At 69.8% G+C, this 19,134-nt stretch carries 21 protein-coding genes; 17 read left to right on the top strand and 4 right to left on the bottom strand.

The window, feature by feature from the left end; all coding sequences use genetic code 11:
- The first annotated feature begins 2 nt into the window (after nucleotides 1-2).
- The 10 genes from E6O51_RS15030 to ubiD all read left to right on the top strand — a co-directional run bounded on the left by E6O51_RS15030 (nucleotide 3) and on the right by ubiD (nucleotide 8,524).
- Complete coding sequence (locus E6O51_RS15030; RefSeq protein WP_136385814.1) at nucleotides 3-539, top strand: DUF2802 domain-containing protein; 537 nt, start codon at nucleotides 3-5, stop codon at nucleotides 537-539.
- The gene (locus E6O51_RS15025) at nucleotides 536-1,237 is read left to right on the top strand and encodes an SPOR domain-containing protein (RefSeq protein ID WP_136385813.1); all 702 of its coding nucleotides are present in this window, start codon (nucleotides 536-538) and stop codon (nucleotides 1,235-1,237) included. Before E6O51_RS15030 ends, E6O51_RS15025 begins: the two co-directional genes overlap by 4 nt.
- A gap of 77 nt (nucleotides 1,238-1,314) precedes the next feature.
- Nucleotides 1,315-1,755 (top strand): flagellar assembly protein FliW, encoded by a 441-nt coding sequence (gene fliW / locus E6O51_RS15020; protein ID WP_136385812.1) that lies wholly within the window; start codon nucleotides 1,315-1,317, stop codon nucleotides 1,753-1,755.
- Between the two features lie 76 nt (nucleotides 1,756-1,831).
- The gene (locus E6O51_RS15015) at nucleotides 1,832-2,212 is read left to right on the top strand and encodes a RidA family protein (RefSeq protein WP_136385811.1); all 381 of its coding nucleotides are present in this window, start codon (nucleotides 1,832-1,834) and stop codon (nucleotides 2,210-2,212) included.
- Between the two features lie 20 nt (nucleotides 2,213-2,232).
- Nucleotides 2,233-4,311, top strand: coding sequence for an ATP-dependent DNA helicase RecG (gene recG, locus E6O51_RS15010; RefSeq protein ID WP_136385810.1), 2,079 nt, complete (start codon nucleotides 2,233-2,235; stop codon nucleotides 4,309-4,311).
- Nucleotides 4,312-4,371: 60 nt separating this feature from the next.
- On the top strand, nucleotides 4,372-4,938 hold the full coding sequence (locus E6O51_RS15005) for a chorismate--pyruvate lyase family protein (RefSeq protein WP_136385809.1): 567 nt from the start codon (nucleotides 4,372-4,374) through the stop codon (nucleotides 4,936-4,938).
- Nucleotides 4,935-5,801, top strand: a complete 867-nt coding sequence (ubiA, locus tag E6O51_RS15000; RefSeq protein ID WP_136385808.1) for a 4-hydroxybenzoate octaprenyltransferase — start codon at nucleotides 4,935-4,937, stop codon at nucleotides 5,799-5,801. Before E6O51_RS15005 ends, ubiA begins: the two co-directional genes overlap by 4 nt.
- A gap of 68 nt (nucleotides 5,802-5,869) precedes the next feature.
- Nucleotides 5,870-6,115, top strand: coding sequence for a hypothetical protein (locus tag E6O51_RS14995; protein ID WP_136385807.1), 246 nt, complete (start codon nucleotides 5,870-5,872; stop codon nucleotides 6,113-6,115).
- A gap of 95 nt (nucleotides 6,116-6,210) precedes the next feature.
- Nucleotides 6,211-7,023, top strand: a complete 813-nt coding sequence (gene pyrF / locus E6O51_RS14990) for an orotidine-5'-phosphate decarboxylase (RefSeq protein WP_136385806.1) — start codon at nucleotides 6,211-6,213, stop codon at nucleotides 7,021-7,023.
- A gap of 10 nt (nucleotides 7,024-7,033) precedes the next feature.
- Nucleotides 7,034-8,524 (top strand): 4-hydroxy-3-polyprenylbenzoate decarboxylase, encoded by a 1,491-nt coding sequence (gene ubiD / locus E6O51_RS14985; protein ID WP_136385805.1) that lies wholly within the window; start codon nucleotides 7,034-7,036, stop codon nucleotides 8,522-8,524.
- Between the two features lie 4 nt (nucleotides 8,525-8,528).
- Here the strand turns inward: ubiD and dacB are convergent, their stop codons facing one another.
- Nucleotides 8,529-9,965 carry a D-alanyl-D-alanine carboxypeptidase/D-alanyl-D-alanine endopeptidase gene (dacB, locus tag E6O51_RS14980; RefSeq protein ID WP_136385804.1) on the bottom strand — a complete coding sequence of 479 codons (1,437 nt, stop codon included), beginning with the start codon at nucleotides 9,963-9,965 and terminating at the stop codon, nucleotides 8,529-8,531.
- 108 nt (nucleotides 9,966-10,073) lie between these two features.
- Between dacB and rfbB the strand changes: the two genes are divergently transcribed.
- From rfbB to E6O51_RS14965, 3 genes are read left to right on the top strand one after another with little or no spacing between them, the layout of a single operon-like run.
- Nucleotides 10,074-11,144 (top strand): dTDP-glucose 4,6-dehydratase, encoded by a 1,071-nt coding sequence (rfbB, locus tag E6O51_RS14975; RefSeq protein WP_136385803.1) that lies wholly within the window; start codon nucleotides 10,074-10,076, stop codon nucleotides 11,142-11,144.
- Nucleotides 11,141-12,037: a dTDP-4-dehydrorhamnose reductase gene (gene rfbD, locus E6O51_RS14970; RefSeq protein ID WP_136385802.1), complete on the top strand. Its 897-nt coding sequence runs from the start codon at nucleotides 11,141-11,143 to the stop codon at nucleotides 12,035-12,037. The genes rfbB and rfbD overlap by 4 nt, the downstream gene beginning before the upstream one ends.
- 27 nt (nucleotides 12,038-12,064) lie before the next feature.
- Nucleotides 12,065-12,409 (top strand): hypothetical protein, encoded by a 345-nt coding sequence (locus E6O51_RS14965; RefSeq protein WP_136385801.1) that lies wholly within the window; start codon nucleotides 12,065-12,067, stop codon nucleotides 12,407-12,409.
- A gap of 12 nt (nucleotides 12,410-12,421) precedes the next feature.
- On the opposite strand, the gene lysA is transcribed toward E6O51_RS14965, so the two are convergent.
- Together lysA and lptM are read right to left on the bottom strand one after the other, a co-directional pair.
- Complete coding sequence (lysA, locus tag E6O51_RS14960; RefSeq protein ID WP_136385800.1) at nucleotides 12,422-13,714, bottom strand: diaminopimelate decarboxylase; 1,293 nt, start codon at nucleotides 13,712-13,714, stop codon at nucleotides 12,422-12,424.
- Complete coding sequence (gene lptM, locus E6O51_RS14955) at nucleotides 13,711-13,866, bottom strand: LPS translocon maturation chaperone LptM (protein ID WP_136385799.1); 156 nt, start codon at nucleotides 13,864-13,866, stop codon at nucleotides 13,711-13,713. Before lptM ends, lysA begins: the two co-directional genes overlap by 4 nt.
- A gap of 53 nt (nucleotides 13,867-13,919) precedes the next feature.
- Here lptM and cyaY point away from each other — a divergent pair, with 53 nt between their 5' ends.
- The gene (gene cyaY / locus E6O51_RS14950; RefSeq protein ID WP_136385798.1) at nucleotides 13,920-14,246 is read left to right on the top strand and encodes an iron donor protein CyaY; all 327 of its coding nucleotides are present in this window, start codon (nucleotides 13,920-13,922) and stop codon (nucleotides 14,244-14,246) included.
- Between the two features lie 4 nt (nucleotides 14,247-14,250).
- Here cyaY and E6O51_RS14945 read toward each other — a convergent pair whose 3' ends face one another.
- On the bottom strand, nucleotides 14,251-16,632 hold the full coding sequence (locus E6O51_RS14945; protein WP_136385797.1) for a penicillin-binding protein 1A: 2,382 nt from the start codon (nucleotides 16,630-16,632) through the stop codon (nucleotides 14,251-14,253).
- Between the two features lie 168 nt (nucleotides 16,633-16,800).
- Here E6O51_RS14945 and E6O51_RS14940 point away from each other — a divergent pair, with 168 nt between their 5' ends.
- The 3 genes from E6O51_RS14940 to E6O51_RS14930 are packed head-to-tail and all read left to right on the top strand — an operon-like array spanning nucleotide 16,801 to nucleotide 19,129.
- Complete coding sequence (locus E6O51_RS14940; protein ID WP_408003416.1) at nucleotides 16,801-17,877, top strand: pilus assembly protein PilM; 1,077 nt, start codon at nucleotides 16,801-16,803, stop codon at nucleotides 17,875-17,877.
- Complete coding sequence (locus E6O51_RS14935) at nucleotides 17,874-18,455, top strand: PilN domain-containing protein (protein ID WP_136385796.1); 582 nt, start codon at nucleotides 17,874-17,876, stop codon at nucleotides 18,453-18,455. The genes E6O51_RS14940 and E6O51_RS14935 overlap by 4 nt, the downstream gene beginning before the upstream one ends.
- Nucleotides 18,452-19,129 carry a type IV pilus inner membrane component PilO gene (locus tag E6O51_RS14930; protein ID WP_136385795.1) on the top strand — a complete coding sequence of 226 codons (678 nt, stop codon included), beginning with the start codon at nucleotides 18,452-18,454 and terminating at the stop codon, nucleotides 19,127-19,129. Before E6O51_RS14935 ends, E6O51_RS14930 begins: the two co-directional genes overlap by 4 nt.
- Nucleotides 19,130-19,134 lie beyond the last annotated feature (5 nt).

Below are 19,134 nucleotides of genomic sequence, written 5' to 3'. Positions count from 1 at the left end.
CCATGACCCTGCGCACGCTGCTCCTGCTGGCCATCATCGCGCTGGCGATCTATGCAGCGTGGCAGTTGTGGCGGGCCTTCGCGGCGCGGCGCCGGGCCGATGGTGAAACGCGCATCCCGGGCGAGGAAGCGGACGAGAGCGACGACGAGGTCGACGAGTCCGCCTTCGCCTACGCGCCGCTGCCGGCCGCAGAGGCGAAGGCGGAGAGTGCGCCGGCGCCCCAGTCCGACCTTTTCCAGCAGGAGCTGGAAACCCAGCAGTTGCGCCGCGACATCGCACGCCTGCAGGCGCAGCATGCGGTACAGCAAGGCGAGATCGCCGAACTCCGGGACGGCCTGCGTGTCCTGCGCGAACAGCTCGAAGCCGGTCTGGCCGGGCAGGGCGTGTCGCCCGAGTACGACGAAGCGCTGGTGTTCGCCCGCCGTGGGCTGGAGGCCGACGCGATCGCCGAACGCTGCGGCATCTCGGTGGCGGAAGCCGAACTGGTGCGTTCCATGACCCGCCGCGGTGGAACGGAAGAACAGGACGAACAGCCATGAACGAAGCGGGCGGGCAGGATGGAACGGGCACCGCCGACGCAGCGCTGCGGCGCGCCCTGATCGCCGCCGTCCTTGCCGCGGCCCTGGGGGTGGTGCTGTGGCTGACCGGCGCCGGCGAGCCGGAGACCGCCATTGCCCCGGCGCCGGCGGACAGCGCGGCTCCGGCTCCCGCCCTGCCGTCCGCGCCGGCGGTCGATGTGGACACCCCGCCGGTCGCACCGGTGCAGGGGGCCGATCTCGCGCCACCCCCCGTCGCAGCCGTTCAGGCGGAAACCCCGCCGCCCGCGCCCGTGGCACTTCCCGAAGCGGTGGCAGTGGCGCCACCGCCAGGCCCCGTCGTCCAGCTCGGCGTGTTCGGCGCCCGGGCCAATGCCGAGCGCCTGCGCGACGATCTGGCGCAGGCAGGCTTCCCCGCGCGCATCGAGAGCCGGGTCGTGCTCGGACCTTTCCCCGATCGTGCTGCCGCCCAGGCGGCGCAGGCCGGACTGCCGGCGGGCTACGCCGTTCAGCTCGGCGTGTTCGGTGCCTGGGACGAGGCCGAGCGTCTGCGGGACGAACTGACCAGAGCAGGGAGCCCGGCGCGTATCGAAAACCGAGTCGTCCTTGGCCCCTTCCCCGACCGTGCCGTCGCCGAGGCGGCGCAGGCCGGGCTGAAGCGCGCCGGGCGGAGCGCCGGCATCGTCGTGCCGCCGCGCTGAAACCGGCCCGTCCGCCGCGCCGGGCGTGCGCTGCGTTATAGTGCCGCATCATTTCACGAGGACAGGAAGGAGCAGGCATGAAGGTCGAAAGCACGCTGTTCGGCAGCTTCGAGGTCGCCGAAGACAAGATCATCGAGTTTCCTGCCGGGCTGCCGGGTTTCGAGGGGTACAGGCGTTTTGCGCTCGTGCACGAGGAAGGTGCCGAGGCCACGGTGCAGTTCCTGCAGAGCCTGGACGATGCGGAGGTGGCCTTCCCCCTCGCCGACCCGGTGAGTTTCGGCATCCATTACGAATTCGTGCTGAGCGACGAGGAACAGGCCCTGCTCGGCCTGAGCGCGCCGGAACAGGCCCTGGTCGCGGTCATCGTGCGCAAGGAAACCGGGGCGGGCCTGCCCGACAGCGCCGGCCTGCGCGCCAATTTCATGGCCCCGCTGGTCATCAACGCCGAGGCCCGGCGCGGCCTGCAGAAGGTCATGAACAAGGTGGAATGCGACATCACGATGCGCGCCCGCGACTGAACGTCCGCCGCAAGCCGTGAAACGAACGGGAACAGGCCCTAGAATTCAGGGCTGTTCCTTCAGCGAGAGGCCGTCCATGACCCGCAAGATCATCTCCACCCCCAACGCCCCGGCCGCCATCGGTACCTACTCCCAGGCCGTGCGCGCCGGCGACACCGTGTACCTGTCCGGGCAGATCGGCCTGGACCCCGCCAGCATGCAACTCGCCGACGGTTTCGAGGCCCAGACCGTGCGCGTGTTCGACAACCTCAAGGCCGTGGCCGAGGCTGCCGGCGGCACGCTGGCCGACGTGGTCAAGCTCAACATCTACCTCACCGACCTCGCCAACTTCGCCAAGGTCAACGAGATCATGGGGCGCTACTTCAGCGAACCCTACCCGGCCCGCGCCGCAGTGGGCGTGAAGGAACTGCCGCGCGGCGCGCTGGTGGAAGCCGACGCGGTGCTGGTGCTCGGCTGAGCGCCGGCGGCTGAACTCCGATGGCGCGCGCCAGCACCGCGCCGCGGGGGGATGCGCCCGCGGCCGGTTGGCCGGGCGTGGGTGCCGCCCTCGCCGGCCGGCTCGCCAAACTGGACATCCGCAGCCCGCGCGACCTGCTGCTGCACCTGCCGCTGCGCTACGAGGATGAAACCCGCCTGACGCCCATCGCCGCCGCCCGTGCGGGCTTCCCCGCCCAGGTGGAAGGCGAGGTGACGAGCTGCGAAGTCACCCTGCGCCCGCGCCGCCAGCTCGTGGCGCGCATCCGCGACGATTCCGGCACGCTGGTGGCGCGCTGGCTGCACTTCTACCCTTCCCAGCAGAAACTGCTCGCCCCGGGCCGCCGCGTGCGCCTGTTCGGCGAGGTGCGCGGCGGCTTCTTCGGCGACGAGATGGTGCACCCCCGCGTGCACCCGGTGGCCGAAGGCGAGGCCCTGCCCGAGGCGCTGACCCCCGTCTACCCCACCACCGCCGGCCTCGGCCAGGCCACGCTGCGCCGCTTGATCGACCAGGCCCTGAAAAGCGAACCCCTGGACGACTGGCTGCCCGAGGCGGTGCGCCGCCGCCTGGACCTGCCCGGCTTCGCCGACGCCCTGCGCCTGCTGCACCACCCGCCGCCGGAGGTGCCGGCCAGCGTGCTGGAAGACCGCCAGCACCCGGCCTGGCGTCGCATCAAGTTCGAGGAACTGCTCGCCCAGCAGATTTCCCTGCGCCGCGCCTACCTCGCCCGCCGCGCCAAGACCGCGCCGGTGCTCGCAGGCAGCGGCCGCCTCGCCCAGGCCCTGCTCGCCGGGCTGCCCTTCGCCCTCACCGGCGCCCAGCGCCGCGTGGTAGCCGAGATCGGCGCCGACCTGGCCCAACCGCATCCCATGCAGCGTCTGCTGATGGGCGACGTGGGCAGCGGCAAGACCATCGTCGCGGCGCTGGCCATGCTGCAGGCGGTGGACGCCGGCTACCAGGCCGCGCTGATGGCGCCCACCGAGATCCTCGCCGAACAGCACTGGCAGAAGCTCTCCGCCTGGCTCGCGCCCCTGGGCGTGGAAGTGGCCTGGCTCGCCGGCAGCCGCGGCAAGCGCGCGCGGGAGGCGGAACTCGCCCGCCTGGCGAGCGGCGAGGTGCCGCTGGCGGTGGGTACCCATGCCCTGATCGAAGACCCGGTGGCCCTGCCGCGCCTGGGGCTGGCGGTGGTGGACGAGCAGCACCGCTTCGGCGTGCGCCAGCGCCTCGCCCTGCGCGAGAAGGGCGCGGCGGGTACGCTGAGCCCGCACCTGCTGATGATGTCCGCCACCCCCATCCCGCGCACGCTGGCCATGAGCCACTATGCGGACCTGGACGTCTCGGTGCTGGACGAACTGCCCCCCGGCCGCACGCCCGTGCTCACCAAGCTGGTGTCCGACGCCCGCCGCGAGGAAGTCGTCGCCCGCGTGCGCGACGGCTGCCTCGCCGGCCGCCAGGCCTACTGGGTGTGCCCGCTGATCGAGGAGTCCGAGGCCCTGCAGTTGCAGACCGCGCAGGACACCTACGCCACCCTGTGCGAGGCGCTGCCCGAGTTGCGCATCGGCCTCGTGCACGGCCGGCTGAAACCTGCGGAGAAATCCGCCACCATGGCGGCCTTCGCCGCCGGCGAACTGCACCTGCTGGTGGCCACCACGGTCATCGAAGTGGGCGTGGACGTGCCCAACGCCAGCCTGATGGTCATCGAGCACGCGGAGCGCTTCGGCCTCGCCCAACTGCACCAGTTGCGCGGCCGGGTCGGGCGCGGCAGCGCGGAATCCGTGTGCATCCTGCTCTACGCCCAGCCCCTGTCCCAGACCGGGCGGGCGCGGCTGAAGGTGATCTTCGAGAACGCCGACGGCTTCGCCATCGCCCGCGAGGACCTGCGCATCCGCGGCCCCGGGGAGTTCGTCGGCGCGCGCCAGAGCGGCCTGCCCCTGCTGCGCTACGCCGACCTGGAGGTGGATGCGGACCTGCTGGAAGCCGCCCGCGCCCTGGGCGAGACCCTGCTGCGGGACGAGCCCCAGGCCGCCGCGGCGCTGATGGCGCGCTGGCTGGGCGGACGGGAAGGGCTGCTGCGCGCCTGACCGGCGGCGCCGGATTCGCAGGGCGCTGGTATCATGCGCCCGGCCTCGACCCCAATTCCCATGTACACCCGACTGCACCGCGAAACCTGGCTCTCCCGTCCGCCGCGCGCCACCGTGCCGGCCGCGCTGCGCCCCTGGCTCACCGATCCCGGTTCCCTCACCGCGCGCATCCGCGCGCGCTGCATGGATTTCCGCGTGGACGTGGTGTCCCAGCGGCTGAAACGGCCCAACCGGGACGAGGCCTGGCTACTCGGCCTGCGTGCCGGGGAACTGGCCTGGGTGCGGGAGGTGCTGCTGGTGGCCGACGGCCGTCCCGTGGTGTTCGCCCGCTCGGTACTGCCGCGCCACAACGTGCGCGGCGCCTGGAACCTGTTCCACGGCATCGGCACGCGCCCGCTGGGCGCGGCGCTGTTCGCGGACCCGCGCGTGGAGCGCCAGCCCCTGGCCTGCATCGGCCTGGACCGGCGCGATGCGCGCTATCATCGCATCGCCGCGGCCCTCGCCGGCCAGCGCCTGCCGGCCCGCGTGTGGGCGCGCCGCTCGGTGTTCCTGCTGCGCGGCCGCGCGCTGCTGGTCAGCGAAGCCTTCGCGCCGGCCATCCTGGACCTGCCCGCCCGACCGCTATGACGCTCACCCAACGCTTTCCCCTCTACCTGCGGCTGATGCGCCTGGACAAGCCCATCGGCATCCTGCTGCTGCTGTGGCCCACGCTGTGGGCGCTGTGGGTCGCGGCCGGCGGCTTTCCGCCCGTGCACGTGCTCGCCATCTTCCTCGTCGGCACCGTGTTGATGCGCTCGGCCGGCTGCGTCATCAACGACTACGCCGACCGGGATTTCGACGGCCACGTGGAACGTACCCGCAACCGGCCGCTTGCCATCGGCGCGGTGGGCACGGGCGAGGCCCTGGGGCTGGCCGCCGGACTGTCCCTGCTGGCCTTCGTGCTGATCCTGCCCCTGCCGGCGCTGGTGCTGTGGCTGTCGCTGCCGGCGCTCTTCCTCGCCGTGAGCTATCCGTACACCAAGCGCTTCTTCGCCATCCCCCAGGCCTACCTGGGCGTGGCCTTCGGTTTCGGCATCCCCATGGGCTTCGCAGCCCTGCAGGGCACGGTGCCGGCGGAAGGCTGGCTCATGCTGGCGGCCAACGTGTTCTGGGCCGTGGCCTACGACACCGAATACGCCATGGTGGACCGGCCCGACGACCTGAAGATCGGCATCCGTACCTCGGCCATCACCTTCGGCCGTTTCGACGTGCTGGCGGTCATGCTGTGCTACGGGGCGGCCTTCGCGCTGCTGGCCGCGGTGGGGCTCATGGCCGGGCGCGGCCTGCCCTTCTTCGCCGGCCTGGCGGTGGCGGCCGGCATCGCCGCCTACCACTACACGCTGATCCGCGGCCGCGAGCGCGCCCCCTGCTTCAAGGCTTTCCTGCACAACAACTGGGTGGGTGCGGCGATCTTCGCCGGACTGGCCGCCGACTACCTGCTGCGCGGCTGAGAACCCGGAATTCGGGCGGCCGGTCCAAAGGCTGCGGGCATCAACCCGCTCCCCGAGGAGAGAACAGCATGAAGAAGATACGTGTACTCATCGGCGCAGCGCTGCTGGCGCTGGCCGCGCCCGTCCTTGCCTTCCACTGTCCCGTGGACATGAAGAAGATCGACGAGGCGATGGCGAACAATCCGCCGCTTACCAGCGCGCAACTGGAGGAAGTGAAGAAGCTGCGGGCCGAGGGCGAGCAGCTCCACAACGCCGGCCGCCACCAGGAATCGGTGGATACGCTGGCCAGGGCGATGAAAATCCTGGGCCTTTGAAGCGTCGCAGGCATCGAGGACGGGGCCGCGCAAGCGGCCCCGGGCCGTTTACCGGCGCGCTATCATTCGCCCCGGACCAACAAGGACACGCTCCGATGCATTTCATGACCGCCCTGAAGGCCGCCTGGCGGCAGCGCGACAGCCTGCTGTGCGTGGGCCTCGATCCCGATCCGGCCAAGTTCCCCGCCCACCTGGCCGGCCGGCCGCAGGCCATCTTCGAGTTCTGCCGCGACATCGTGGACGCCACCGCCGACCTGGTGTGCGCCTTCAAGCCCCAGATCGCCTACTTCGCTGCCCACCGGGCGGAAGACCAGCTCGAAGCGCTGATCGACCACATCCACGAACGCCATCCGGGCACCCCGGTCATCCTGGACGCCAAGCGCGGCGACATCGGCAGCACCGCCGAACAGTACGCAGTGGAGGCCTTCGAGCGCTTCCGGGCCGATGCGATCACGGTCAATCCCTACATGGGGCGCGATTCCGTGGAGCCCTATCTGGCGTACGGCGACAAGGGCGTGATCCTGCTGTGCCGCACCTCCAACCCGGGCGGCTCCGACCTGCAGTTCCTGGACGTGGGCGGTGAAAAGCTCTACGAGCGCGTCGCCCGCCTGGTGGCGGAGGAATGGAACGCCAGCGGCAACTGTGGCCTGGTAGTCGGCGCCACCTTCCCGGCGGAGATCGCCCGCGTGCGGGAGATCGTGGGTGAAGTGCCGCTGCTGGTGCCGGGCATCGGCGCCCAGGGCGGCGACATCGCAGCTACCGTGGCCGCCGGGTGCACGGCCGACGGCACCGGGCTGATGATCAACTCCTCGCGCGCCATCCTGTATGCCGGCAAAAACGAAGATTTCGCCGCCGCCGCACGCAGCGTCGCGCAGGACACGCGCGCCGCCATCAACGCCCACCGCTGAGGCCGCGCCCATGAGATACCGTGACCTGCGCGACTTCATCGCCCAGCTCGAAGCCCGCGGCGAACTGAAGCGCATCGCCGTGCCGGTGGACACCCACCTGGAGATGACCGAGATCGCCGACCGCGTGCTGCGTGCCGGCGGCCCGGCGCTGCTGTTCGAAAAGCCGGTCACGAAAGGCGTGCCCCAGGCGATTCCCGTGCTCGCCAACCTGTTCGGCACGCCCCAGCGGGTGGCGATGGGCATGGGGGAGGACGTGGCCGACGGCGACTGGGCCACGCCCCTGCGCGAGGTCGGCCGCCTGCTCGCCTTCCTGAAGGAACCCGAGCCGCCCAAGGGGCTGAAGGACGCCTGGGAGAAGTGGCCGGTGCTGAAGCAGGTGCTCCACATGGCGCCCGCCGTGCAGCGCTCCGCGCCCTGCCAGGAGGTGGTGTGGGAGGGCGCCGACGTGGCTCTGGCGAAGCTGCCCATCCAGCACTGCTGGCCGGGCGACGCGGCGCCGCTGATCACCTGGGGCCTGGTAGTGACCCGCGGGCCGCACAAGAAGCGCCAGAACCTGGGCATCTACCGCCAGCAGGTGCTGGGCCCCAACCGCGTGATCATGCGCTGGCTGGCCCACCGCGGCGGCGCGCTGGATTTCCGCGACCACCAGCAGGCGCACCCCGGCGAGCCCTTCCCGGTGGCCGTGGTGCTGGGCTGCGATCCGGCCACCATCCTGGGGGCGGTGACGCCGGTGCCGGACACCCTGTCCGAGTACCAGTTCGCCGGCCTGCTGCGCGGCGCCAAGACCGAGCTGGTGCAATGCATCGGTTCGGACCTGCAGGTGCCGGCCTCCGCCGAAATCGTGCTGGAAGGCGTGATCCACCCGGACGACACGGCCGCGGAAGGCCCCTACGGCGACCACACCGGCTACTACAACGAAGTCGCCGAATTCCCGGTGTTCACCATCGAGCGCATCACCCTGCGCCGCGACCCCATCTACCATTCCACCTACACCGGCAAGCCGCCCGACGAGCCGGCCATGCTGGGCCTGGCGCTGAACGAGGTCTTCGTGCCGCTGCTGCAGAAGCAGTTCCCGGAGATCGCCGACTTCTACCTGCCGCCGGAAGGCTGCTCCTACCGCCTGGCGGTGGTCAGCATCCGCAAGCAGTACCCGGGCCACGCCAAGCGGGTGATGTTCGGCATCTGGAGCTTCCTGCGCCAGTTCATGTACACCAAGTTCATCATCGTCGTGGACGACGACGTGGCCATCCGCGAGTGGAAGGAAGTGATCTGGGCGCTGACCACGCGGGTGGATGCCAGCCGTGACACCCTGCTCGCCGACAACACGCCCATCGACTACCTGGACTTCGCCAGCCCGGTGGCCGGCCTGGGCTCCAAGATGGGCATCGACGCCACCAACAAGTGGCCGGGCGAGACCAGCCGCGAGTGGGGCCGGCCCATCGTCATGGATGCGGCGGTGAAGGCGAAGGTGGATGCGATGTGGGGCGAACTCGGGTTGTAGAGCGTCAGCGGTCCGCCCACACCCACTCGATCAGCGCGTCCTGTGCCGCCTGGCTGGCGGCCGCCTGGGGGTGGTTGACCATCATCACCACCGCGTGGCGGCGGCCGTGGCGGTCCAGCACGTAGCCGGCCATGGCGCGCACGCCGTCCAGCGTGCCGGTCTTGATGTGGGCCTGGCCGCTGGCCGGGCTGCCGTTCAGGCGGCGGCGGGCGGTGCCGTCCACACCGGCCAGCGGCAGCGCGGCGACGAATTCCGGCATCCACGGGCGTTGCCAGGCGGCCAGCAGCAACTGGCCCAGGGCGTCGGCGCGGATGCGCTCGATGCGTGACAGCCCGGCGCCGTTCTCGATCACCAGCCCGGTGGTGTCGATGCCGGCGGCCGCGAGCTGGGCCCGCGCCACCCAGGTGCCGCCGCTCACCATGTCCGGCGCGTCGACGGCCGAGGCGCCCAGCGTGGCGAGCAACTGGCGGGCGATGACGTTGCTCGACCATTTGTTCATGTTGCGCACCACGTCGCCCAGCGGTTCGGAGTCGTCGGCCAGCAGCGTGGCGGCCTCGGCCGGCGCCAGCCCGGTGCGCACCCGGCCGTCCAGTTGGCCGCCCACCTCCCGCCACAGGGCGGCCACCAGCGCCACGCCATAGGCTTCGGCCGGCAGCGGGGCGGCGCTCCAGTCGCGCCGCCCGCAACTGGCCGGCAGCCGCCCCTCGAGTTCCAGGCGCAGGCCGGCGGGAGTTTCGGCCAGGCGCGCTTCCAGCGCCTGGTGCCACACGCCGCAGCCGCCGGGCGCGGTGACGATGCGGTTGGCGATGGTCAGGCCGGCGAGCGGCGGATCGGCCGCGAGCTGCACCGGATCGCCGGCGTGGGCGCCCGGCACCAGGGTCAGGCGCACGGTGTTGTAGTGCAGCAGCAGGCCGTGGGGTCCGCTGTTGTAGGGGCGCAGCCCGCGCCCGTCGAAGGCGGCCGGGTCGTGGGGCGGCAGGGCGAGCGCGGAGCCGTCCAGCACGATGTCGCCCGCGATGCGCTCCACGCCCAGTGCGCGCAACTGGCGCAGCAGCTTCCACAGCCGTTCGTAGCTCAGCATGGGGTCGGCGCCGCCGACCAGGTACAGGTCGCCGGCCAGTACGCCCTTGTGCGGAGTCGCTTCGCTCGCGGCGCGCGTGGTCCAGGTGTAGGCGGGGCCGAGGCGTTCGAGGGCGGCGAAGGCGGTCACCAGCTTCATGACCGAGGCGGGGTTCATCGCCCGTTCGGCGTTCAGCGTCAGCGTGGGCGCATGGGCATCCACGGGCTGCACCCAGATCGCCGCATCGGCAAGGGGAATTCCGGCCTGGTCGAGAGCGGTCCGGACTTCGTAAGGCAGGCCGGCCGCGCGGGCGCCGGCCGGGGCGAGCAGCACCAGCGCGCACAGCAGCAGGGCGAGGAGGCGGAAGCGATAGGCAGGCATCGCGGGGCGCACGGTAAGCGGGAAGGGTAGAATCCCGGCTTTGCGCACCGGGCGTAGATGAATTTTACGCGCTTGCCCGGGCTCCATCCCTGCAACGGAAGCTCCGCCATGATCCTGGTCACAGGCGGCGCCGGTTTCATCGGTGCCAATTTCGTACTCGACTGGCTGGCCGCCAGCGACGAGCCGGTCCTCAACCTCGACGCTCTCACCTACGCCGGCAACCTGGAGAACCTTGCCCGCCTGCAGGGCGATGCACGCCACGTCTTCGTGCATGGAGACATCTGCGACCGCGCGCTGGTGGACCGCCTGCTCGCCGAATACCGCCCGCGCGCCATCGTGCATTTTGCAGCGGAAAGCCACGTGGACCGCTCCATCCATGGCCCGGCGGCCTTCGTGCGCACCAACGTGGAAGGCAGCTTCACCCTGCTCGAGGCCGCCCGCGCGTACTGGAGCGCGCTGGAAGGCGAGGCGCGGGAGGGTTTCCGCTTCCTGCACGTGTCCACCGACGAGGTGTACGGTTCCCTCGGCCCCGCGGACCCGCCCTTCGCCGAAACCAAGGCCTACGAGCCCAACAGTCCGTACTCCGCCAGCAAGGCGGCCTCCGATCACCTGGTGCGCGCCTGGCATCACACCTACGGGCTGCCGGTGCTGACCACGAACTGCTCGAACAACTACGGCCCCTGCCAGTTCCCGGAAAAGCTCATCCCGCTGGTGATCGCCAACGCGCTGGCGGGCAGGCCGCTGCCGATCTACGGCGACGGCATGAACGTGCGCGACTGGCTGTACGTGGGCGACCACTGCGCGGCGGTGCGGGAAGTGCTCGCCAGCGGCCGGCCGGGGGAGACCTACAACGTGGGTGGCTGGAACGAGATGCCCAACATCGAGATCGTACGCACCATCTGCGCGCTGCTCGACGAGCTGCGCCCCGACCCGGCCGGCGCCCACGAACGCCTGATCACCTTCGTCGCCGACCGCCCCGGGCACGACCGCCGCTACGCCATCGACGCGCGCAAGATCGAGCGCGAACTGGGCTGGCGCCCGGCGGAGACCTTCGCCACCGGCATCCGCCGCACCGTGGCCTGGTATCTGGACCACCAGGACTGGGTGGCCCACGTGCAGAGCGGCGCCTACCGGGACTGGATCGCCGCCAACTACGCGGGCCGGGGGGCAGGGGCGTGAGGATCCTGCTCACCGGCGCCAGCGGCCAGGTCGGCCGGGAGCTGGCGCGCAGCCTGATGCCCCTGGGCGACATCGTGGCGCCGGGGCGGGCGGACTGCGATCTGGCCCGCCCGCAGACGCTGGCCGCGCTGGTCGCGCGCTTGGCGCCGGACGTCATCGTCAATGCCGCGGCCTACACCGCGGTGGATCGCGCGGAAGGTGAAGAGGAACTCGCCACGCGCATCAATGCCGAGGCGGTGGGTGAGTTGGCGCACGCCGCGGGCGGCGTTGGCGCGCTGCTGGTGCATTACTCCACCGACTACGTGTTCGACGGTGCCAAGGATGGCCCCTACCGGGAGGACGACGCGGTGGCGCCGTTGAACGCTTACGGGCGCAGCAAGCTCGCCGGCGAACGGGCGGTGGCCGAGTCCGGCTGCGACCACCTGGTGTTCCGCACCACCTGGGTGTATGCCGCCCGCGGCGCCAACTTCCTGCTCACCATGCTGCGCCTGGGGGCGGAGCGGGAGAGCCTGCGCGTGGTGGCCGACCAGATCGGCGCGCCGACCTGGGCACGCAACATTGCCGACGCCACTGCCCTGGCGATCGCCCAGGCCCGGCGTGAGCGGGCCGAGGGGCGCTTCGCCTCCGGGCTGTTCCATCTCGTCGGCGGTGGCGAAACGAGCTGGCACGGCTTCGCCGAGGCGATCTTCACGCTCGCGCGGGAGAAGCTGCCGGAACGGGCGCTGCGGGTGGCCGAGGTGCAGGCCATCGCCAGCGCGGACTATCCGACCCCCGCCGCGCGGCCGCACAACTCCCGCCTGGACCAGCAGGCCCTGGCCGCACGCTTCGGCCTGCGCCTGCCGCACTGGCAAGAGGCGCTGGCGCGCTGCATCGAGGATCTCGGCGCGCGTTGAGCAACCGCCAGCCACGGAGACGGAAAGATGAGCGGCTTCGGCCACTTTGCCCAGGATGCGGAGGAACTCGAGCGGGAGATCGTCCGGCGCGGCATCGCGCTCGGCATCGACTGGAGCGACCAGGCCGCGGTGCGCGTGCTGGCGCGTGAGGCGCTGAGCTGCGGCCCGGCCTCCAGCCTGGAGGCGCTGCGCTCGCCGGATCGTCAGCGCCGGGCGCGTGCCGAGCTGTTCGCGCTGGCGGAGCTGATGCTGCGCACCATGGCGCAGAGCGCCGAGTTCGGCGTCCACACCCATGGCGGTCCGGTGTGGAAGGCTTTCGGCGCCGCGCTGATCGAGGAAGCCGCCGCCATGAAGGGGGGAGGCGCTTCCTGAGCGGGCGCCCTCTCAGGCGAGCGGACGCTCGCCGGCGAAGAGCTGCTCGACGCGTTCCCGTTCGCGTACCAGATGGACGCGCTCCCCGTCCACGATGACCTCGGCGGCACGGGGGCGGGTATTGTAGTTGGAGCTCATGGTCATGCCGTAGGCGCCGGCCGACAGCAGCGCGACGAGATCGTCCTCGGCGAGCGCCAGTTCCCGGTCGTGGGCGAGGAAGTCGCCGCTCTCGCAGATGGGGCCGACGACTTCATAGCGCGCGGCGGCCGTGCCGGGGCGCGGCGCCACCGCCACGGCGTCGTGCCAGGCGTCGTAGAGGGCGGGGCGGGCGAGGTCATTCATGGCCGCGTCCACCACGGCGAAGTTCTTCTCCACCCCCGGCTTCAGGTATTCGACGCGGGTCAGCAGCAGACCGGCGTTGCCGACCAGCGAGCGGCCGGGTTCGAACAGCAGTTCCTCGCGCCGGCCGTCGAACAGGGCCAGCAGCGGGGCGAGGTAGTCGCGCACGGTGGGCGGCGTTTCGTCCCGGTAGCGGATGCCCAGCCCACCGCCCAGGTCGATGTGCTCCAGCACGATGCCTTCGGCCGCCAGGCGGTCCACCAGGCCGAGCACCTTTTCGGCCGCTTCGACCACCGGCGCGCCGTCCAGCAGTTGCGAGCCGATGTGGCAACCGATGCCGGCCACGTGCAGGCCGGGCAGCGTGGCGGCGCGGCGGTAGAGGGCGAAGGCCTCGTCGAAGGCCACGCCGAACTTGTTGCTGCGCAGCCCGGTGGAGATGTAGGGATGGGTCTTGGGATCCACGTCCGGATTGACCCGCAGCGCGATCGGTGCGACCTTGCCCATCCCGCTCGCCACCGCAGACAGGCGGTCCAGCTCGGCGGCCGATTCCACGTTGAAGCAGCGGATGCCGGCGGCCAGTGCCTGGCGCATCTCGGCCACGCTCTTGCCCACGCCCGAGAACACCACGCGGGAAGCCTCGCCGCCCGCGGCCAGCACGCGTGCCAACTCGCCGCCGGAAACGATGTCGAACCCTGCACCGAGCCGCGCGAAGGCCGAGAGTACGCCCAGGTTGGAGTTGGCCTTGACCGCATAGCACACCAGCACGCGCCGTCCGGCCAGCGCGTCGCGGTAGGCGTTGAAGGCGGCGCGCAGCGCGGCGAGCGAATAGACGTAGGTGGGCGTGCCGTGGGCCGCGGCGACGTCGGCCAGCGCGACGCCTTCGAGGACCAGGCCGCGGGCGCTGCGGGTCAGCGTCGGCAGCGGGAATTCGGTCGGCGTTGCGGTGGAGCGGATGGCGGTGCTCATTGCGGTTGGGTCTCGGGCGTGTCGTTCTTGCTATGATCGGCGCCCGCGGCGGGTGCGGCCGGGCGTTCGGGCAGGTAGAGCGACCCCTTGATGCCGCAGGCGGACAGGAACAGCGCGCCGGCGAGTGCGGCGGTGAGAAGCTTGTAGGGCATGGCGCGGGGCCGTCGGGTGGATAAGGACGGAAATGCTATCAGAAGGAGGCGGCATGGAAGAATCGGCGTTCAACGCGCTGGCGGAAGCCGAACTGGCGCGCATCGAGGCGGCGCTGGAAGACTGCGGCGCGGACCTGGACATCGAGGCCAAGCCCGGCGGCATCCTCGAGGTGGAATTCGACGACGGCAGCAAGATGATCATCAATCGCCACAGCGCCGCGCGCGAGATCTGGGTGGCCGCCCGCTCGGGCGGCTTCCATTTCCGGCCGCAGGACGGCGCCTGGATCGCGGCCCGCGACGGGGCCGAGCTCTACGCCCTGCTTTCCCGCCTGGTGAGCGAGCAGGGCGGCCAGCCGGTCAGCCTGCGCCCGGCCGGCTAGGAGTTCAGGAATTGCCCGCGCCGAAGGAGCGCTCGATCACCGGCGCCGGGGCGGGCGGGGCGCTCGGCAGCGGAGCCGGCGGTACGGGCGGCAAGGCCTCGTCGGGCGCCTCGGTGGCCGGCGCGAAGTCGAAAACCGGCAGCGACGAGTACTCCGGCGGCGGCTCGGGCGGCATGTTCTCGCGGTAGATGAACTCGGCGCGCGTGCTGTCGGCCAGGTGGATTTCCAGCAGGCCGTCGGGGCGCACGCGCGGCTCTTCCGGGAGGTCCTTGAGGGCCGTGCGCATGTAATCGACCCAGATCGGCAGGGCCGCGGAGGCGCCCGTCTCTCCGCGCCCGAGGTTGCGCGCCTTGCCGTGGCCCACCCAGGCCACCGCGACCAGGTCCGGGTTGTAGCCGCAGAACCAGGCATCCACGTACTCGTTGGTGGTGCCGGTCTTGCCGGCGACATCGTTGCGCTTGAGCGTGCGCGCGCGCGTGGCGGTGCCCCGCTGCACCACGTCCTGCAGCATGGAATCGACCAGCCAGGCGTTGCGCGGATCGATCACGCGCGGCGCGCTCTGGCCGGCCACCGGCGGGTCCACCTGGGCGACGACCTTGCCTTCGCCGTCGATGATCTGGGAGACCACGTAGGGCTCCACGCGGTAGCCGCCGTTGGCGAACACGGCGTAGGCGGAGGCCATCTGCCACGGCGTGGCGCTGCCCGCGCCGAGGGCCATGGTCAGGAAGGGCGGATGGCGTTCGGCGTCGAAGCCGAAGCGGGTGACGTAGTCCTGCGCGTACTGGGGCGTGATGGACTGCAGCAGGCGGATCGACACCATGTTCTTGGAGCGTGCCAGCGCGTCGCGCAGGGTCATCAGGCCGTCGAACTTGCCGTCGTAATTGCGCGGCGTCCATTCCTGTGAACCGGTGATGCCGGCCGGGAAGTGCAGCGGTTCGTCCTCCACCAGGCTGCTCGGCGCGTAGCCGCGCTCCAGCGCGGCCGAGTAGATGAAGGGTTTGAAGCTGGAACCGGGCTGGCGCAGGGCCTGGGTGACGTGGTTGAACTTGTTGCGGTCGAAGTCGAAGCCGCCCACCAGCGCGCGCACCGCGCCGGTGTGCGCGTCGATCGACACCAGCGCGGCCTGGACTTCGGGCACCTGGAGAATCTCCCACTCGCGTTCGCCGGTCTGGCGGATGCGCACGATGGCTCCCGGGCGGATGCGCCGCGCCTGCGGGGCGTTGGCCGCCAGCATGGGTGCGGCGAAGCGCAGGCCGCTGCCCTTGATGGTCAGCGTCTCGCCGCGCCTATAGACCTTCACCTCTTTCGGCGAGGCGTGGAGCACCAGGGCCGCGAGCAGGTCGCCCACGTCATCCGTGTCGGCGAGCAGGTCGTCGAGGTGCTCGGTCTTGGTGGGATCGACGCCGGTGAGATCGACGAAGCCCTCGGGGCCGCGGTAGCCGTGCCGCCTGTCGTAGGCAAGCACGCCGTCCTGCAGCGCGCGCCGCGCGGCGAGCTGGTCGGCGCGCGTCACCGTGGTGATGATGCGGATGCCCAACTGGTAGGCTTCCTCGCCGAACTGTTCGACGGCGATCTGGCGGGCCATCTCGGCCACGTAATCGCCCTTCGCCACCACGTCGTCCCGTTGCGGCGAGGCGGTCAGGACGGGGGCGTCAACCGCGGCGCGATAGGCCGTCTCGTCGATGAAGCCGGCTTCCAGCATGCGGCGCAGCACATACTGCTTGCGCGCCGCTGCGCGCCCCGGATTGACGATGGGGTTGTAGGCCGATGGCGCCTTCGGCAGGCCGGCCAGCACGGCCGCGTCGGCGAGCGTGATCTGTTCCAGCGGCTTGCCGAAGTACGTCCGCGCGGCCATCGAGAAACCGTAGGCGCGCTGGCCGAGGTAGATCTGGTTGAGGTAGAGCTCGAGGATCTGATCCTTGCTCAGGTTCTGCTCGATCTTGAGGGCGAGCAGGATTTCATAGAGCTTGCGGTTGTAGGTCTTTTCGCGGGTGAGGAAGAAGTTTCGCGCCACCTGCATGGTGATGGTGGACGCGCCCTGGCCGCGGCCGCCGCTGGAGAGGTTGGCCAGCGCGGCCCGTGCGATGCCGATGGGATCGATGCCGGGGTGCTCGTAGAAGCGCTCGTCCTCGGCTGCGAGGATGGCCTGCTTGAGTACTGGAGGGACGTCGCCGATACGTACCACGGAGCGGCGCTCCTCGCCGAACTCGCCGAGCAGGTAGCCATCCGCCGTGTATACTCGCAGCGGAATGCGAGGGCGATAATCAGTCAGGGTTTCCAGCGAGGGCAGGTTGGGCCAGGCCAGCGTCGCCGCCGCGACCAGCGTGGCGAGGCCGATGACGATCAGTACGACGATGAAGGCCAGCGGGTAGAGGACCCAGCGCATTGACGGTTCGTCCGGAAGTTGGAGGCCGCGATTATACGAGCGCCCACCTTGGGTCTCCACTCCGGTTTGTCAAGGGATGTTGCTTTACACTTTGTGAGGTTGTTGTTAGGATTTCAGACGCTTATTCAGGAAATAAGCATAACGTCAAGAAATTTAAGGGCTTTCGTTGTGATCGACTTCGCGATGTTCAGTCCAAAAGCACGCCAGTTGGTCGGTTTGGATATCTCATCTTCATCGGTCAAGCTGGTCGAGCTGTCGGGCTCCGAAAAGGATGGGCTTCGGGTCGAGCGCTATGCGATCGAGCCGATGCCCCGGGATGCGGTTGTCGATGGCAACATCGCCAACCTCGATGCGGTCAGCGAGTCGATCCGGCGCGCGTTGCGGCGCATGGGCTCGGGACTGAAGAATGCAGCGGCTGCCCTGCCCGCCGCGGCGGTCATTACCAAGAAGATCATCCTGCCGGCCGGGTTGCGCGAGCAGGAAATGGAAGTCCAGGTCGAGTCCGAGGCGAACCAGTACATTCCGTTCGCGCTCGACGAAGTCAACCTCGACTTTCAGGTGATCGGCCCGCTGCACGACAATCCGGACGAGGTGGAGGTCCTGATCGCCGCCTCGCGCAAGGAGAAGGTCGAGGACCGCGTAGCCGCCGTCGAGGCCGCGGGACTCAAGGCCGTCATCATGGATGTCGATTCGCTCGCTGCGCAGTCGGCCTTCGAATTGATCAGCCGGCGCCTGCCCGACGAGGGGCGCGACAAGATCATCGCGCTGATCAACATCGGCGCCAGCGTCACCACGGTGACGGTGCTGCGCAACGGCCAGCAGATCTACAGTCGCGAACAGTCCTTCGGCGGCAACCAGCTCACCCAGGACATCGCCCGCCAGTACGGCATGAGCGTCGAGGAAGCCGAAACGGCCAAGCGCAGTGGCGGTCTGCCGCAGGATTACGAGCGTGATCTGCTGCGCCCGTTCATGGACAGCCTGGCCCTCGAAGTCTCGCGCGCCCTGCAGTTCTTCTTCACCTCCACGCAGTACAACCAGGTCGACCACATCGTGCTGGCCGGCGGTTGTGCGGTGTTGCCGGGGCTGGCGGAGATGGTCGGCGGGCGGACCCAGATTCCCACCGTCGTCGCCAATCCGTTCGAAGGCATGACGCTTTCGTCCCAGGTTCGTCCCAAAGCCCTGCTGGCCGACGCGCCGGCGATGATCGTGGCATGCGGCCTGGCCATGCGGAGGTTTGACACATGATCCGGATCAATCTGCTGCCACACCGCGAGATCAAGCGGCGCGAGCGCCGCCAGCAGTTCTACGTTGTGTCGGTCCTGATGATCGCCCTGGGTCTGGTGATCGCGTTGCTGGTGCATACCGTGATCGCCGGCTATGTGGAGCGCCAGGAACGCAAGAACAACTTTTTCAAGGCGGAGATCAAGAAACTCGACGAGGAAATCGCCGAGATCAAGCGTCTGCGCGAACAGATCGATGCCCTGCTCGCACGCAAGCAGGTCATCGAGGCGCTGCAGAGCAACCGGGCCGAGACGGTCCATCTGCTCAACGAGACGACCAAGCGCATGCCCGAAGGCATCTACCTGAGGTCGATCAAACAGTCCGGCAAGCGTGTCACCCTGGTCGGCTACGCCCAGTCGAATGCGCGGGTGTCCCATCTGATGCGTGCGCTTGACGATTCCGAGTATCTCACCCAGCCGCAACTGGTGGAAATCAAGGCAGCCACCGTCGACGGCCGCCGTGTTGGCGAATTCACCCTCAACGTCGCCATCGAACAGCCGAAGACGGAAGAAAAGGCCAGTGACAAGGGGGCGCGGCGATGAAACTCAATCAAGCCCGCGACAAGGTGAAGGGCATCGATTTCGAACGCCTGGCGAGGGATTTCAAGGGGCTGGATCCCAACGATCCGGGAATATGGCCCACCGCGCCCAAGATCGCGGTGTTCATCGGCCTGTTCGTCGCGACCGTAGCCGCGGCGTGGTGGTTTGACTGGCGCGAGCAGATCGACACGCTGACCCAGCGCGAGGCAGAGGAGGTGACGCTGCGCGAACAGTGGGTGTCGAAGAAGCGGCAGGCGGTGAACCTCGATGAGCACAAGCGGCAACTCGAGGAGATCGATCGCCAGTTTGGTGCCCTGCTGAGCCAGTTGCCGAACCGTGCCGAAATGGATTCGCTGCTTGCCGAGATCAACCAGGCCGGTTTGGGGCGTGGGCTGCAGTTCGAACTCTTCAAGCCTGGGGCTGACGTCATCAAGGATTTTTACGCCGAGATGCCCATCGCTATCCGGGTCATCGGTGGTTACCACGATCTGGGCGCCTTTGCCGGGGATGTGGCGAAGATGTCGCGCATCGTTACGCTCAACAACATTGCCATCGATGGGACTAAGGACGGCAAGTTGAAGCTCGAGGCAAGTGCCGTGACCTATCGCTACCTTGATGAGCAGGAGCTCGCAAGGAAGCGTCAGGCGGCGCAGAAGAAGCCCGGAGGCCGGAAATGAGGTGG

The sequence above is a fragment of the Pseudothauera rhizosphaerae genome, assembly GCF_004801305.1.
In the GTDB taxonomy this organism is placed as follows: domain Bacteria; phylum Pseudomonadota; class Gammaproteobacteria; order Burkholderiales; family Rhodocyclaceae; genus Pseudothauera; species Pseudothauera rhizosphaerae.
Note: the sequence above shows the minus strand (reverse complement) of the source record. Positions and strands in the feature narration are given on the sequence as shown.

What these genes read in the sequence shown, in the direction of transcription:
- E6O51_RS15030 (WP_136385814.1), top strand. Translation starts at nt 3, where the DNA reads ATGACCCTGCGCACGCTGCTCCTGCTGGCCATCATCGCGCTGGCGATC.
- E6O51_RS15025 (WP_136385813.1), top strand. Translation starts at nt 536, where the DNA reads ATGAACGAAGCGGGCGGGCAGGATGGAACGGGCACCGCCGACGCAGCG.
- fliW (WP_136385812.1), top strand. Translation starts at nt 1,315, where the DNA reads ATGAAGGTCGAAAGCACGCTGTTCGGCAGCTTCGAGGTCGCCGAAGAC.
- E6O51_RS15015 (WP_136385811.1), top strand. Translation starts at nt 1,832, where the DNA reads ATGACCCGCAAGATCATCTCCACCCCCAACGCCCCGGCCGCCATCGGT.
- recG (WP_136385810.1), top strand. Translation starts at nt 2,233, where the DNA reads ATGGCGCGCGCCAGCACCGCGCCGCGGGGGGATGCGCCCGCGGCCGGT.
- E6O51_RS15005 (WP_136385809.1), top strand. Translation starts at nt 4,372, where the DNA reads ATGTACACCCGACTGCACCGCGAAACCTGGCTCTCCCGTCCGCCGCGC.
- ubiA (WP_136385808.1), top strand. Translation starts at nt 4,935, where the DNA reads ATGACGCTCACCCAACGCTTTCCCCTCTACCTGCGGCTGATGCGCCTG.
- E6O51_RS14995 (WP_136385807.1), top strand. Translation starts at nt 5,870, where the DNA reads ATGAAGAAGATACGTGTACTCATCGGCGCAGCGCTGCTGGCGCTGGCC.
- pyrF (WP_136385806.1), top strand. Translation starts at nt 6,211, where the DNA reads ATGCATTTCATGACCGCCCTGAAGGCCGCCTGGCGGCAGCGCGACAGC.
- ubiD (WP_136385805.1), top strand. Translation starts at nt 7,034, where the DNA reads ATGAGATACCGTGACCTGCGCGACTTCATCGCCCAGCTCGAAGCCCGC.
- dacB (WP_136385804.1), bottom strand. Translation starts at nt 9,965, where the DNA reads ATGCCTGCCTATCGCTTCCGCCTCCTCGCCCTGCTGCTGTGCGCGCTG.
- rfbB (WP_136385803.1), top strand. Translation starts at nt 10,074, where the DNA reads ATGATCCTGGTCACAGGCGGCGCCGGTTTCATCGGTGCCAATTTCGTA.
- E6O51_RS14965 (WP_136385801.1), top strand. Translation starts at nt 12,065, where the DNA reads ATGAGCGGCTTCGGCCACTTTGCCCAGGATGCGGAGGAACTCGAGCGG.
- lysA (WP_136385800.1), bottom strand. Translation starts at nt 13,714, where the DNA reads ATGAGCACCGCCATCCGCTCCACCGCAACGCCGACCGAATTCCCGCTG.
- lptM (WP_136385799.1), bottom strand. Translation starts at nt 13,866, where the DNA reads ATGCCCTACAAGCTTCTCACCGCCGCACTCGCCGGCGCGCTGTTCCTG.
- cyaY (WP_136385798.1), top strand. Translation starts at nt 13,920, where the DNA reads ATGGAAGAATCGGCGTTCAACGCGCTGGCGGAAGCCGAACTGGCGCGC.
- E6O51_RS14945 (WP_136385797.1), bottom strand. Translation starts at nt 16,632, where the DNA reads ATGCGCTGGGTCCTCTACCCGCTGGCCTTCATCGTCGTACTGATCGTC.
- E6O51_RS14935 (WP_136385796.1), top strand. Translation starts at nt 17,874, where the DNA reads ATGATCCGGATCAATCTGCTGCCACACCGCGAGATCAAGCGGCGCGAG.
- E6O51_RS14930 (WP_136385795.1), top strand. Translation starts at nt 18,452, where the DNA reads ATGAAACTCAATCAAGCCCGCGACAAGGTGAAGGGCATCGATTTCGAA.